The sequence below is a fragment of the Paenibacillus catalpae genome (assembly GCF_900112695.1).
GTDB classification, from domain to species: domain Bacteria; phylum Bacillota; class Bacilli; order Paenibacillales; family Paenibacillaceae; genus Pristimantibacillus; species Pristimantibacillus catalpae.
Window position 1 is genome coordinate 559,729 of the sequence record NZ_FOMT01000002.1, and the last position, 13,762, is coordinate 573,490.

A 13,762-nucleotide genomic window follows, 5' to 3' on the forward strand; every position below is an offset into this window, starting at 1 on the left:
CCCTAATCTTCGGATTGCTTGACTTCACCCGTCAAATAATAGATCGCAATCTGCGTTCTGTGCTCAAGTCCCGTCTTGTTCAGGATGGACGTGATGTAATTGGCGGCAGTGCCTTCGGAGATGAACAACTTCTTCGAGATTTCCTTATTAGAGAGCCCTTTAGCGATCTGTGCCATGATGTCGAGCTCCCGCTCCGTGAACAGGCTGCGGTCAATTCGATCCGAACCGGAGGACGGAGCGGCAGCGGGTTGAACCGGATCGAAAGCGGCAGCATGACCGTTATGCTGCTCATGGCCGGTCTGAGGTTTCAATTGCGCACCAGTCAACAGATTGGATTTGATCGTATTCAGAACGACGTCTTGGAGAACGTGATGGTCGTTATAGACGCTCTTTATGGCATCCCGGATTCTTTCGGGGTCGTTGTTCTTGAGGAGGTACCCTCTGGCGCCCGACCGCACTGCCTCGAGAATGTATTCGTCATCGTCGAACGTGGTAAGGATCAGCGGCTTGGCCTTCGTCTGCTCTGTCAAGAGACGGGTTGCCTCGACGCCGTTCATGTTCGGCATTCGCACGTCGAGCAGGGCGACGTCCACTTCGTGCGAGCGGCAATATTCGACCGCCTCCGCTCCGTCGCCGACGGTGGCGACCACATCGAATTCGTCGAACGTGGTGAGGATGATCTTCATTCCTTCACGGATAAACGAATTATCATCCGCGATCAGCACTTTTATTTTCAATGGATAGAGCCTCCTCATGAACTTGCTTGCGCAGCGTATACATTAATACAAGAATATACCAATCGCGTGTTATCCGACAATCGAATAGCCTAAGAATCTTTAGCATAAAATCGATAGGAGCGAACGCCGGTTAGTTTAAGGAGAGGTTGATCACTAACATGGATAAAATATTAGAAGCGCTTCTCGGAGGAGTTAAGAAGCAATATTCGAAATCTAAAGCAATGATTCCACCAAAGGTATATGATGTATCACCTCAAAGCCAGAAAGAAATATTCGACATGAAATTCCCTGGGCTTTATATTTTTTATGGCCAGACGAGCTATTGCTCCAAACAAAAGGTACTTTACATAGGAATATCCGGAGCAAAAGGTGGTGTCGGGATAGGAGTTCAAAATCAAATCAACAAACGTAAATCGGATCCTGATTTTCAAAAAAACATGAAAGAGTTGGGTTATGATGGAGTAATTCACTATGACACGGCTAGTTTCCTAGACAGTACGAAGGCGACAGTACTATTAGAAGAGATACATATCGTTGAGTTTGAAGGGAAAGAAAACCTGAAGCTAGTTGAGATGTTCCTTTGCATCGAAGAAGAACCCCTTTTCTGTAATAGGCATATTACTGAACCGATGAAAGATCGGCATAAACGCTATATGGAAGAGTGTGAGGACGAGGTACTCCAAGCCGATTAAACATGAATATGAAAGATGATATAATTCATTGAATTCAAAGCTATATACACCCACGACGAAGCTGCCGCAATTATCGGCGGCTTCGTCACGTTAACTGGCAGTTTGACGCGACTTTCAATCAAAGAAAAAGTATAAAACTACATGGAGACTTACACCGAGGAACGTTAGCTGAGGGGCTTGTTTCCGAACCTTAAGCTTTTAGATGATCTGAAATCGTATTTATCAATACGGAGGGTTGCCTGATGGAGAAAGAGATACGATTAATAGAGGAAAGTGATTACGAAAAGGCGTATACATTTCAGTGCGAGTATTTGGATAGAGAGAACTTTGAGGATTTTATGCAGCGAGTGAAAAGTGATCCTGACTTGTACTTCGTAACAGTGGATGGCAGTGAAGTGGTTGGTATTTGCTATGGAAGTCCGTCTAAGAGAAATGATTCAGTCATTAATTTGAATGGGATCGCGGTTAATCTGGATGTTACTAAGAAATATGCTAGAGTTGGGCTGGGAACAAACATGATGCGGATCTTTGAAACGGCTGTGAAGAAAAGAAGCTATTATATAATTGGCGTAGGTTCAGCGGACGATCCAAAAGTGGAAGCTTTTTATTTAAAAAATGGATTTAAACCAACGGAATTGGTAGTCAAAGGTTCAAATCTGGAGGAAATTGAGAGAGTCCGCGTAATTGACTATGAAAGCGGGATTTTACGAAGAGAAGAACTAAGACGTAAATATAATCCAAGAGAAGTGATCTTCGTTTTAGAAAAGGATTTAGAATGAATGACTTCAAGGGGGGCTGTGAAATTGAAAAAATGGAGTATTGCACTCATTGTCTCGCTGCTCATGTTTGTCTTGCAAACGGGGTGTACGGGTGGCACGCAAAACCCAGGGAAAGAGGTATCGAACAAGGCGGAGAATGCCAAGCCAGCAACCAGCAAAGCGGAGGAGAATACGCTGTCTCCCAAGCCAACTACGGCTGCTTTGCCAGCGGCTACGCCGGCCCCGAAGCTGCCGAAGCGTGACCCGCAGTCAGCGCCGCTTGACGTATTTCAACAGGCGAAACAGCTCGGGAGAGGTGTCAATCTTGGCAATGCACTTGAAGCTCCGATAGAAGGGCAATGGGGAATCATTTTACAGGAAAGCGACTTCAAGACGATCAAGGATGCAGGCTTCGAAACGGTCCGCGTTCCGATCAAGTGGTCGGCGCATGCGGACGCGGAGGCTCCTTACGCTATTGATGCCGAGTTTTTCGAACGCATTGATTGGGTCGTCGACCAGGCGCTGAAGCAGGGGCTGAACGTGGTTCTTGACATGCACCATTTCGATGAGATCTATCTGAATCCAGATGAGCAGGAGGCTCGTTTTCTGGCGCTGTGGAAGCAAATCTCGTCACGGTACAAGGAGCTTCCCAGCAATGTGTATTTTGAGCTGCTCAATGAACCAAACGGTTCTCTGACCTGGTCAAAATGGAATAGAATGCTGAAGAAAGCGCTCGATACGATTCGAAGCGAGGATCAGTGGCATACGGTCATTATCGGCTCCGTCAACTGGAACAATTATGCTGATCTTGTGTCGCTAGACATTCCGGTTAACGAACACAACGTTATCGTTACATTCCATTATTACGATCCTTTTCCCTTCACTCACCAGGGAGCAGAATGGGCAGGTCCAGAAATCGGAACCAGCGGCGTTATTTGGCCAGGTCCCCCGGCGCAGAAGGTTGAACCAGTCACTTCCGCCAAGCAGGTGAAGTGGGTGGACGATTGGTTCCAGGATTACAATACGAAACCGGTGGAAACGAATCCAGCAGGTCCCAATTCGATTGTGGAAGCATTCGATAAGGTGAACAATTGGGCAAAGGAGCACCATCGCCCGATCTATCTTGGCGAATTCGGCGCGTACAGCAAAGCCGATATGCCTTCACGAGCACGATGGACGACTTTTGTGCGAGAGGAAGCGGAGAAGCGCGGTTTCAGCTGGGCTTATTGGGAATATAGCTCGGGCTTCGGCGTATTCGACCCAATCGCTAATCAGTATCAGAAGGAATTGCTGGAAGCGCTTATTCCTCATAAGGAATAGTAAGGAATAAGATGCAATAAGCTTCGGAATAAAGCATAATAATTTGTCGGTTGAGTCCGAATGAAGTCCGCGTAAATCGCGGGCTTTTTTATTTAGTGGGATCAAGTTCTTGTCACTTAGAAACTTATTTATATCAGTAAAAAATGATTGAGCTCGCTCGAGGAACCATAGCTCAATACAACGCCTACGACGTAGCTGCCGGCATTATCGGCAGTTTTACTTTGCGGCAAATGCCATTAACAATCTCCACGCCTTAGGCTTGATCAATGGCTATGGCGACGGCACTTTCAAGCCAAACCAGGTCATCACGAGTGCGGAGGCGCCTGATGCGAACACATCGCGCGAAGAGGCCGTCGTGCTTGTTCTCCGCACGCTTGGCAAAGCGTTGGAGCTTGACTTGAAGCTGTAAATGATATAATTCTCTAAATTTAGAAGAATAGGCGGTGAAGGGGCCCTCCCTTCACCATTTTTTATAGGGTAGCTCCTATTTTACAAAAACAACGTATTCGCTTAACGGACAGGCAATACTCCCCCGTTAGGATGGGATAGATTACCGAACGATTACGATAGCGGAAGGAGTGCAATTATGAGATTAATCTTAATGGGAGATTTGCATTACCACGACATCGACGAGGCCGTAGAAGGTCTGCGCGAGGCACGAGCTGCATTTTACGAGACGTACTTGGGGCGTTTTCTGGAAATGGATGCTAACTATCATATTTCGCTCGGCGATTTGACAAACTACGGAACGGTGTCGGAGCTGCGGGAGGTATACGAGATTCTCGGCAGCAAGGAAAGATCGTTCATCCATGTGCTGGGCAACCACGACCTGTACGCGCAAAAGAAGATGGACGTGCTGAGAATGACCGGTCAGAAGGAATATCACGCGATTGACGCCGGCAAAGCTATTCTGGTGTTTCTGAATACCGCGAAGGAAATGGACTTCGAGGATTGGGGCGGATGGATTGACGAGGAACAGCTGCACTGGTTCGAGCAGACTGTTAAAACTTCCGGCTCAAAGCCGATGCTCGTCTTTGCTCATCATCCGGTGTTCGAAACCACGGCGAGGTCCGAGAAGGAGAAAGGCTCGATTCATCCGGACATTGATATGTGGTCCATCCTTAAGCAGAAGCAAGGACAAGGTCTCTTCTTCAACGGCCATACGCATGTCGATTCGATCATCCGGCAGCATAATTGGACCTTCGTACAGCTGTCCGCCGGGCTCGACCAGCACGGCTTCAGGATCGTCGATATGAAGGAAGATGAAATCCGAATCATGGCCGTCGATGTCACCGATGCAGCACTAACGGATCATGCTCCGATTCTGCATCGGCATATGAAGCATTTCGGGCATAATCCCGACGCGCGGGGAATGGATGCGGACCGTGAGACAATCGTCAACCTATTGACGACCGTGCAAGGAGGATAACCGATGGCAAGCTCGACCCCGCATGACCTGTTCCTCAAACGGCTGCACGAGCATCGGATGATTGCTTCCATCAAGGAGCCGAAGCATATCGAAACGGCTTTGGCGCGGAGCGACCGGCTGAGCGGCATCTTCCTGCTGACTGGCCATATCGGCGTGATAAAGGGATACGTGGATGTCTTCAAGATGCATGGGCTTCCGGTCTTCCTGCATTTGGAGAAAATCGGCGGGCTGAACACGGACATTTACGGGCTGGAATATTTGGCGAAGGTGATCAAGCCCACAGGCATTATATCGACCAAGACGAGCGTGGTGAAGACCGCAAGGAAGATGGGGCTGCTTACGATCCAGCGTTTTTTTCTCATTGATACCGAAGGGCTGGACAATATCGCCAAAAGCTTAAGCCAGACTGAGCCTGACGTCATCGAGGTAATGCCTGCCCGCATTCCGGAGGTTATCAGCATGGTTAAAACCATCACTTCCTTGCCGGTGATTACCGGGGGCTTGCTGTTTGATGAAGAACAGGCGCTTGCCTGCCTGCAAAGCGGAGCGGCCGCCATTTCTTCTTCCAATGCCGAGCTTTGGAGGAAGCGCTATCTCCAAGAGGAAAAATTACGGAGATTCATATAATCTTAGTAAAGCGAAGACATTGCGTTAATACTTGTCCCTTAGTATTCAAAGTGAAAAGTAAATAGCAATTGGTTGGAGCATTGGAGAAACCTTAACCCGCCGCGGACGAAAGACCGCGGTTGGATTAAGGTTTCTTTTTTGCAGCTCAAGCTCTTTAACACAAAAAAATTATTGGAGGAACTAACCATGATGAAAAAGTTTACCGCCCTTATGCTTGCGACCGTTATGACCGCTACGCTCGCCGCTTGCGGATCGAACGGAGCGGCAGGCAGCCAAGCGACGAGCAGTCCGAGCGAAGCTGGCGCGAACGGAGGCTCATCCAAAAAAATCGTCATTAAGTATTGGTATGCGTTCGGAGACAAAATCGAAGAAGCAAAGCTGCATTTGGTAGAGGGATTTAATGACTCGCAAGACCGCATCGAAGTTGTAGCGGAGCATCAAGGCGATTACGAAGATCTGCATGCGAAGGTACAGGCAGCTTTCGCAGCAGGCAACGCTCCGGCTGTGACGGATCTCGAAAGTTCTTCAACCGGCGTGTTCGCGCGCTCCGGCATGCTTGAGGAGCTGACCGCTTTCGCGGAGAGGGACAATGCCGAGCTGCAGCTCGAGGATTTCAATCCCGGTCTGATGGGGAATGCCTACGTGGACGAGAAGCTTTACGGCCTTCCGTTCATGCGCAGCACCCCGATTCTGTATAAGAATGTCACGCTGCTGAAGGAGGCCGGCCTCGATCCGGAAGGTCCGAAGTCATGGGACGAGCTGGAGCAATACTCCCGCGTGCTGAAGGAGAAGGGCAAAACCGGAATGACGGTTCCTGCCGACATCTGGTTCTATGAAGCGCTTGTCGCCCAAAGCGGCGGCAAAATGCTGAGCGATGACGGCAAATCCGCCGCATTCAATAGCCCAGAGGGCGTAGCTCCGGTTGAGTTCTGGAAGAAGATGGTTGGCGAGGGGCTCTTCAAAATTCCGGTCGGCGACGAAGCGGGCGCAACGGCGGACAAAGACTGGGCGAACCAGTTGTCTGCCTTCAAGTTCGCCTCCACCGCAGGCGTAAACGGAAGCTTGGAAATCGCAAAAGGCAACGGCTTTGAGATGAAGACGTCGTTCATGCCGGCGAACAAAGACTACGGCGTGCCGACAGGCGGCTGCCAGCTAGTCATAACCGCCAAGCAGTCCGACGAAGAGAAGGAAGCGGCATGGGAATTTTTGAAGTGGATGACGAGCAAGGAAAACACGATTTATCAGCATAAAAACGTCGGTTACTTGCCGACCCGTCTGTCCGCCCTCGAAAGCGAAGATCTGAAGGCGCATTTCAAAGAGTTCCCGCAGTACAAGGTAGCCGTCGACCAATTGGAGTATGCAAGGCCTCGCCCGATGGAGAGCGCCTATCCGGAAGTAACGAAAATCATTAGAGAAGCGATCGAAAAATCGATTCTCGATCCAAAAACGAACCCTCAGGATGCAATGAACGAGGCAGCCGATAAGGCGAATAAGCTGCTGAACAAATAAACCGTCTCCGGGAGCTGAGGATTTGCTTACAAGGTTTGGCGAAAAATGGTTATCCGAAATTAGAGTCGTCATATTCGATATGGACGGCACGCTTTATCAGGAGGACACGTTCCTTGAACGTTATATCCGCTACATGCTGGAGGGAACGGAGCATGAGCGGGAATCCAATGCCGCTGTGAAGGCTGGAAGAGCTATTTTAACGGGGGAGCATCCTTTCCAATTTGGTCATTTCTATCATAAAGCGGACCGTCTTGCGCTCTTGCGGCATCAAGACAGCTTTATTCAAGGCTACACCTGGGACGGGGAGTGCATTGGGGAATTAGCCAGCGGTTATGGTCCATTGACGCGGCAGGCCGAACAGTTGATTCCGATTGGCGATCCATGGGGCATTGCCTCCGTCATCGGACACAAATACCGGCTTGCCGAAGAGAAGATGGCGGCGGCGTTCGTCCGCGTCCGCGAGGAGATGATACGGGAGCCGTACCGGTTCTCTTTTAACCGGGATTTGTTTCGGGCGATTGAAGAGCTGAAGGGCTGCAAACGGGTGCTGATGACCAACACGTATCTGGAATCGGGCAACGCATTTCTGGACTATATGGGAATCCGGGACTTGTTCGAGGAAGTGTACTGCGGAGCCCAGAAGCCTCATGGAATCCGAAGCTACTTCGAGTCGCTGCTGAAACAGGGCTGGGAGGCGCAAGAAATATTGTCGATCGGCGACAATCCGTGGAACGACCTGCACCCGGTGAAAGGGCTCGGCGGGCGGACTTGTTTTATATCTCCGTACCCAAGCAGCGACAGCGAAAGCTGGGATTTGCGGTTGACAACGGTGGATGAGCTGGCAGAGCTGATGCGGGCAATGCAACAAAGCATAACGAGGGGGAGACGGCCAGATGGCGAAGATCGAGCTGAGAAACATAAGCAAAAAGTTCAAGGATGACACGGTCATTCCCAATTTGAATCTGACGATCAAGGACGGTTCGTTCACGGTGCTCGTAGGCCCTTCCGGCTGCGGGAAATCGACGACGCTCCGCATGGTGGCCGGGCTGGAGCAGCAATCCGACGGGGACATTTGGATCGACGACAAGTGCGTAAACGATACGCCGCCCGGGCTGCGGGACGTGGCCATGGTGTTCCAGAACTATGCCTTGTATCCGACGATGACGGTTCGCGGCAATATCGAATTCGGCCTGAAAAATCGCGGCGTGGCAAAAACGGACCGCAACACGCTTGTGACGGATATTTCCGAAATTGTCGGCCTTGCTCCTTATCTGGACAAGAAACCCCAGCAGCTGTCCGGCGGCCAGCGTCAGCGGGTTGCCCTCGCTCGCGCGATGGTAAAGCAGCCGAAGGTGTTTATTCTGGATGAGCCGCTGTCCAATCTGGACGCGAAGCTTCGAGGCCAGATGCGAACGGAGCTTATTCAGCTTCATAAACGGCTCGGCACGACGTTCGTCTACGTGACGCATGACCAGGTGGAGGCGATGTCGATGGGGGACCAGATCGTTGTCATGAATAAAGGCGTCATTCAGCAGGCCGATTCGCCAATGAAGCTGTACCATGACCCGGAGAACCTCTTCACGGCCGAATTTATCGGAACGCCTGCGATGAATACCATGAGCATGAAGGATGTGCGCGGGCTGGATGTGCAAGCGAACGGGTATATCGCCTCTTTGGGCTTTCGTCCGGAGCAGGCGCTGCTAAATGCGGGCCCTGAGGTGCGGGGTCATGTCATCGAAGGCGAAATCGTGACCCGCGAGAGTCTTGGCGCCGAGCAGATTTATCAGATTCGAACAGGCGGAGGCGTCTTTTTCGTCAAAACATTTCTGGCGCCTCTCGCAACCGCGGACCGGGTGAAGGTGACGATTCCCTATGAGCATCTTTATTACTTCGGACCCGGCGGGGAGAGGCTTCGCGCGGGAATAGAGGCGGGCGCAAAACAATTGGTTCAAGCCGGAGGAATCTGAACATGACCTTATGGGCGAAACTGCGGCCTTACGGGATGGTGGCGCCGGCTATCCTCGTATTCTCTCTGTTTTTCATTTATCCGATATTTTACATGATCTATCTCAGCATGTTCGATTGGAACTTCGTAAGTCCGACTAAGGCTTTTGTTGGCCTGCAGAACTTTCAGGACCTTCTGTCGGAAGAGGACTTCCGAAAGGTGCTGACTAATACGTCGATTTATACGATTCTTACCGTTACATTGACGACCGGCCTAGCGCTGCTGCTGGCTCTGTGGCTGAACAAGAGAAACATCTTCCACGGCTTCGTACAGGGTGCGATCTTCAGTCCGCATATCATCTCGCTCGTCTCCATCTCCCTCCTCTGGAGCTGGCTGATGGATCCCGAGTACGGACTGTTGAACTGGGTCATCGGGCTCGTCGGGTTCGGCAAGCTGCAATGGCTGTCCCACCCGAGCACGGCACTTGTCTCGCTTGTAATGGTCGCCGTCTGGAAGGGAGTCGGCTATAACGCGCTCGTATTTATCGCCGGGCTGCAAAGCATTCCGGCCGATATTTATGAGGCGGCTTCGCTGGATCGCTCCAAGCCGTGGACCACATTCACGAAACTGATTCTGCCAATGCTGTCGCCGACGATCTTCTTTCTCGTCATCATCAACATGATCGGCTCGTTTCAAGTGTTCGAGACGATTGCCATCATGACGCAGGGCGGACCGATCAATTCGACCAATACGCTTGTCTACTATATCTACGAAAACGGCTTCCGCTTCTTCAAGATCGGCTATGCCTCCGCAGCTGGCGTTATCCTGCTTATCATTGTCGGTATCCTGACGATCGTATATTTCAAGCTGTTGTCGAATCGCGTTCATTACCGTTAGAAAGTGGTGACCATGTTGAAATCCGTTAACGATACGATCAGCGGCGTTCCGATCGGAGCCGCGGCCAAGAATGATCGCGTGTTTGTGCGCAGCAAGCGGCAAGCGCTGCGCAGAACGCTGCGCGCCATTCTCCAAGTTGTCAATTATGCCGGATTGCTGGGGCTCGTTCTTGTCTTCGCCATGCCGTTCGGGTGGATGCTGTCCACCTCGCTGAAGACGCTGCCGGAGACGATGATCTTCCCGCCGGAGTGGATCCCGCACAACTTCGTCTGGCAAAACTTTGCCGATGCCTGGAACACGGGGCCGTTCCTCAGTTACTTCGTGAACAGCGTCGTTATCGCGGTCGGCATTCTTGTCCTGCAGATGCTCACGTGCATCCCGGCCGCGTACGCCTTCGCGCGCTATAAATTTAAAGGCTCGGGCTTCCTTTTCGGCATAGTTATGGTCACGCTCATGATTCCGGGACAGCTCATCTTCCTTCCCGTCTATCTGGAGCTAAGCGCATTTAAGCTGTTGAACACGCATCTTGGCCTGATTCTCCCGTTCGCGTCAAGCGCTTTTGGCATCTTCCTGCTGCGGCAGGCGTTCAAGCAAATATCCGAGGAGCTGCTGGAGGCGGCGCGTCTCGATCAGGCCGCCGAATGGAAGATCATCCTGCAGATTATGGTGCCGATGGTGAAGCCGGTGCTCGTTACCTTCGCGCTGTTCAGCTTCATCGCCCATTGGAATGACTATTTCTGGCCGCTCGTCATGACAACGAACGAGACCGCCCGCACGCTGCCGCTTGGCATCGCGAAGATCCGGGAAGTGGAGGGCGTTGCAACGTGGAATATTCTGATGGCCGGCAACCTCATTCTGGTTGCGCCGATTCTGGCCGTATTCTTCCTGTCGCAGCGGCAGATCATCAAGGCATTCGTCTATAACGGCGTCAAATAAAACACGGAAGGCTGGGATATTCAATGATTACCATTGTTGCGCACCGCGGTTGTTCAGGACATGCCCCCGAAAATACGATGGCCGCGTTTAAGCTGGCGATGACCGATCCAGGCATCGCGATCATCGAGCTGGACGTACATTTGTCCAAGGACGGCGTGCCCGTCGTCATGCACGATGCCGCGCTGGACCGGACGTCCAACGGGAAAGGACCGATTCAAGCTTATTCGCTCGAGGAGCTCCGCACGTTCGACGCGGGCAGCTGGTTCGCGCCCGAATTCGCCGGCGAGCGAATTCCAACGCTGGAAGAAGTGCTTAAGCTTGCCAAAGGACGCATTCAGCTGCATGTCGAGTTAAAGGCGCTGGGCGGCGAGTATCCGGGGATCGAGGAAGCGGTCATTGCAGACATCCGGAGACAAGGCATGGAGGAAGAGGTTGTTCTCTCCTCGTTTAACCACGATTCCATGAAGAAGGCGAATGAGCTTGCGCCCTCCATCCGCACTGGACTTATTTTTCTCGGAAAACCGACGCTTTTGCTTGAACAGCTTCGCTATACGGGCGCGGCCAGCGTATCGATGCATCACGCCTTCGCAACGCGCAGCCTGGTCGACGAGATGGCTGAGCACGGCATCGACTTTGGCGTATGGACGGTTGATGACGCCGAAACACTTGCCTGTCTGACGGAGAAGTATCCGAACTTGCGCATAACGACCAACTACCCGGACCGGCTGCTGCACATCATCCGGCAGGATGTTCTATCATCCTGAGAAGAGACGCACAGGAGAGGAGAGGGAAACAGCGATGGCCATCCGAATAACCTCCCATGCCAAGCTTAAAGTTGTATTGCTTTTGCTGCTTTTGGGTAGTTCAGCGCTCCTCACGTCCGCGTCGTATTTGACGTATCCATCGAACGTGCCGCTCATTGTCGCGCATCGCGGGGCATCGGGCTATGCGCCGGAGAATACGATGGCTTCCTTCGAACTCGCGGAGCAGCTCGGAGCCGATTATATCGAGCTGGACGTCCGTCTCAGCAAGGACGGCGAGCTTGTCGTCATTCATGACGTCAACTTGGACCGAACGACGAACGGCACGGGTATTGTTGACGACTACACCGTAAACGAGCTTCGTCGCTTTGATGCGGGGAGTTTCTTTGATCCCGGCTACTCGGGCGAGACAATATCAACGCTCGAGGAGGTGCTGGATCGGTTTGGCGGCAGGATCGGGCTGCTCATCGAAACCAAGGATCCCGAGCGGTACCCCGGGCTCGAGCGGAAGCTGGCGGAGGAATTGAAGCGGCATCGCGGGCTCAAAGACATTATGCTGCAGTCGTTTGACTTTGACTCGTCAAAGCGAATGCACGAGCTGCTGCCGGACGTGCCGGTCGCCGTGCTTGTCCACGAGGACAAGTACCCGCTCTCCGGTGACATGCTGGATGAACTGGCCTCCTACGCTTCTTATATTAACTGTAAGGTCGACCAGTTGGATTGGAAGGCGGTCGCCGACATCCATAAACGAGGCGGGAAGGTAATGGCGTGGACGGTGCGGACCGAGAAGGACATGAAGCGGGCGAAGAAGCTTGGGGTAGACGGAATTATTACCGACTATCCGGCTTGACCGGAAGACTGCCGGAATGCGAAACGGGGCCGTAACCGAGGTCTGTTAAGACTCGGTTACGGCCCGTTTGCTTTTTTGCTGTTGTCTTTGAAGAAAATTTAGAAATCCACTTGATCCTTACGTAACGTAATGATTTATAGTGAACGTAAGAGCAAGAGGAAACACAGGCCTACTGCCAACAAATCGAACAATTAATTTCCAAATCGGAGGAGAAACAAACATGAGAAAACTCGTATTGTTCATGCATGTGTCGCTGGATGGGTATGCGTCGGATTCGAACGGAGGACTAGATTGGATTCCGTACAACGAGGAATTAGAAAAATACGCCGAGGAGGTCGTAGCCGAAGTCGGCTCTCCTGTATACGGACGCAACACGTATCGGATGATGGAGAGCTACTGGCCCTCGATGCTGGACAATCCGGATGCATCAAGGCACAGTATGGAGCATGCTAAATGGCTGCAGGATGTTAAGAAGATCGTCATTTCCGGCTCGATGGACAATGTGGAATGGAACAATACGATGCTGATCAAGGACAATATCGCTGAGGAAATCAGGGCGCTCAAGGAGCAGCCTGGCAAAAACCTCGTTATCTTCGGCAGTCCGGGGGCGGCGAAGACGTTGCTTGAGCTCGGCCTGATCGACGAATTCTTGCTGACGATTTGTCCGGTCATTTTGGGCGGCGGAAAATCGGCATTCCACGGCAACGGTGAGAAAATCAGGCTGAAGCTGCTGTCCAGCCGAACGCTCAAGTCGGGCATTATCGCGGCCCGCTATGAGTTGGAGAAATAGCCGTGCGTACAAGATGTTCCACTAGCGGGAAACCATAGGCTAATAGCGTTTAAAATAAGCAGATTCTAATCCCTATTAGTTTATTCTAATTGGCATAACGCGTCTGATTATTCTACCATAGGTACATAACCTTTTTTTCTGCTCCTCTAAGCTGCCGGGTAACCGCTCTTGAGGAGCTTTTTATTGTTTAAGCACCACGTGTCGGAACGAATAGAGCATTTGCCCCATTAAAAGTCGCTTAAGTTTTTTTCAGCCAATTTCCAACATTGACCATCCCCCTTAAACAGCTTAATATGGTAACAAATAGTGAAGGTGGGATATGTGCAGTGATGATGATGACTGTGTTCCTGAGAGAGGTTAAAGGTTAATTATTAACCGAATAACGTACGGCCGTGATTAAAGCACTCTGCTGCTTGTAGTGGGGTTTGCTTTGCTGCGTTCGTACCACCTCTTATGAACACCATTATCATCACTGCTTCCGTAACGAATGAGCGAGATAAAGATTTTTACT

General features: G+C 51.4%; 15 protein-coding genes. 14 read left to right on the forward strand and 1 reads right to left on the reverse strand.

Features of this window, described 5'->3' with window-relative positions; genetic code table 11:
• Nucleotides 1-2 precede the first annotated feature (2 nt).
• Nucleotides 3-737: a response regulator transcription factor gene (locus BM200_RS10200; protein WP_091184664.1), complete on the reverse strand. Its 735-nt coding sequence runs from the start codon at nt 735-737 to the stop codon at nt 3-5.
• Nucleotides 738-895: 158 nt separating this feature from the next.
• Here BM200_RS10200 and BM200_RS10205 point away from each other — a divergent pair, with 158 nt between their 5' ends.
• The 14 genes from BM200_RS10205 (at nt 896) to BM200_RS10270 (ending at nt 13,251) form a co-directional block, all read left to right on the forward strand.
• Nucleotides 896-1,429, forward strand: coding sequence for a hypothetical protein (locus BM200_RS10205; RefSeq protein WP_091184667.1), 534 nt, complete (start codon nt 896-898; stop codon nt 1,427-1,429).
• A gap of 242 nt (nt 1,430-1,671) precedes the next feature.
• Nucleotides 1,672-2,208, forward strand: coding sequence for a GNAT family N-acetyltransferase (locus tag BM200_RS10210; RefSeq protein WP_091184669.1), 537 nt, complete (start codon nt 1,672-1,674; stop codon nt 2,206-2,208).
• A gap of 24 nt (nt 2,209-2,232) precedes the next feature.
• Entirely contained in the window at nt 2,233-3,507 is a 1,275-nt protein-coding gene (locus tag BM200_RS10215) for a glycoside hydrolase family 5 protein (protein WP_217649564.1), read from the forward strand.
• 175 nt (nt 3,508-3,682) lie between these two features.
• Nucleotides 3,683-3,916 carry an S-layer homology domain-containing protein gene (locus BM200_RS30595; RefSeq protein WP_091184671.1) on the forward strand — a complete coding sequence of 78 codons (234 nt, stop codon included), beginning with the start codon at nt 3,683-3,685 and terminating at the stop codon, nt 3,914-3,916.
• Between the two features lie 177 nt (nt 3,917-4,093).
• Complete coding sequence (locus tag BM200_RS10225) at nt 4,094-4,936, forward strand: metallophosphoesterase family protein (RefSeq protein WP_091184674.1); 843 nt, start codon at nt 4,094-4,096, stop codon at nt 4,934-4,936.
• Between the two features lie 3 nt (nt 4,937-4,939).
• A complete protein-coding gene (locus BM200_RS10230) occupies nt 4,940-5,563 on the forward strand; it encodes a glycerol-3-phosphate responsive antiterminator (RefSeq protein WP_091184676.1) in 624 nt (207 codons plus the stop codon).
• A 186-nt stretch (nt 5,564-5,749) separates the two neighbouring features.
• Entirely contained in the window at nt 5,750-7,072 is a 1,323-nt protein-coding gene (locus BM200_RS10235; protein ID WP_091184678.1) for an ABC transporter substrate-binding protein, read from the forward strand.
• A gap of 22 nt (nt 7,073-7,094) precedes the next feature.
• On the forward strand, nt 7,095-8,012 hold the full coding sequence (locus BM200_RS10240) for an HAD family hydrolase (protein ID WP_091184680.1): 918 nt from the start codon (nt 7,095-7,097) through the stop codon (nt 8,010-8,012).
• Nucleotides 7,966-9,039, forward strand: a complete 1,074-nt coding sequence (locus BM200_RS10245; protein ID WP_091184682.1) for an ABC transporter ATP-binding protein — start codon at nt 7,966-7,968, stop codon at nt 9,037-9,039. Before BM200_RS10240 ends, BM200_RS10245 begins: the two co-directional genes overlap by 47 nt.
• Before the next feature lie 2 nt (nt 9,040-9,041).
• Nucleotides 9,042-9,914 carry a carbohydrate ABC transporter permease gene (locus BM200_RS10250; protein WP_091184685.1) on the forward strand — a complete coding sequence of 291 codons (873 nt, stop codon included), beginning with the start codon at nt 9,042-9,044 and terminating at the stop codon, nt 9,912-9,914.
• 105 nt (nt 9,915-10,019) lie between these two features.
• Complete coding sequence (locus BM200_RS10255; protein WP_425434566.1) at nt 10,020-10,850, forward strand: carbohydrate ABC transporter permease; 831 nt, start codon at nt 10,020-10,022, stop codon at nt 10,848-10,850.
• A 23-nt stretch (nt 10,851-10,873) separates the two neighbouring features.
• A complete protein-coding gene (locus BM200_RS10260; protein ID WP_091184689.1) occupies nt 10,874-11,614 on the forward strand; it encodes a glycerophosphodiester phosphodiesterase in 741 nt (246 codons plus the stop codon).
• A gap of 34 nt (nt 11,615-11,648) precedes the next feature.
• Nucleotides 11,649-12,461 carry a glycerophosphodiester phosphodiesterase gene (locus BM200_RS10265; RefSeq protein WP_091184691.1) on the forward strand — a complete coding sequence of 271 codons (813 nt, stop codon included), beginning with the start codon at nt 11,649-11,651 and terminating at the stop codon, nt 12,459-12,461.
• 220 nt (nt 12,462-12,681) lie between these two features.
• Nucleotides 12,682-13,251 (forward strand): dihydrofolate reductase family protein, encoded by a 570-nt coding sequence (locus BM200_RS10270; RefSeq protein WP_091184694.1) that lies wholly within the window; start codon nt 12,682-12,684, stop codon nt 13,249-13,251.
• Nucleotides 13,252-13,762 lie beyond the last annotated feature (511 nt).

Bases quoted from the DNA above. Each gene is read 5' to 3' on its own strand.
- BM200_RS10205 (WP_091184667.1), top strand. From the start codon at position 896: ATGGATAAAATATTAGAAGCGCTTCTCGGAGGAGTTAAGAAGCAATAT.
- BM200_RS10210 (WP_091184669.1), top strand. From the start codon at position 1,672: ATGGAGAAAGAGATACGATTAATAGAGGAAAGTGATTACGAAAAGGCG.
- BM200_RS10225 (WP_091184674.1), top strand. From the start codon at position 4,094: ATGAGATTAATCTTAATGGGAGATTTGCATTACCACGACATCGACGAG.
- BM200_RS10230 (WP_091184676.1), top strand. From the start codon at position 4,940: ATGGCAAGCTCGACCCCGCATGACCTGTTCCTCAAACGGCTGCACGAG.
- BM200_RS10235 (WP_091184678.1), top strand. From the start codon at position 5,750: ATGATGAAAAAGTTTACCGCCCTTATGCTTGCGACCGTTATGACCGCT.
- BM200_RS10245 (WP_091184682.1), top strand. From the start codon at position 7,966: ATGGCGAAGATCGAGCTGAGAAACATAAGCAAAAAGTTCAAGGATGAC.
- BM200_RS10250 (WP_091184685.1), top strand. From the start codon at position 9,042: ATGACCTTATGGGCGAAACTGCGGCCTTACGGGATGGTGGCGCCGGCT.
- BM200_RS10260 (WP_091184689.1), top strand. From the start codon at position 10,874: ATGATTACCATTGTTGCGCACCGCGGTTGTTCAGGACATGCCCCCGAA.
- BM200_RS10265 (WP_091184691.1), top strand. From the start codon at position 11,649: ATGGCCATCCGAATAACCTCCCATGCCAAGCTTAAAGTTGTATTGCTT.
- BM200_RS10270 (WP_091184694.1), top strand. From the start codon at position 12,682: ATGAGAAAACTCGTATTGTTCATGCATGTGTCGCTGGATGGGTATGCG.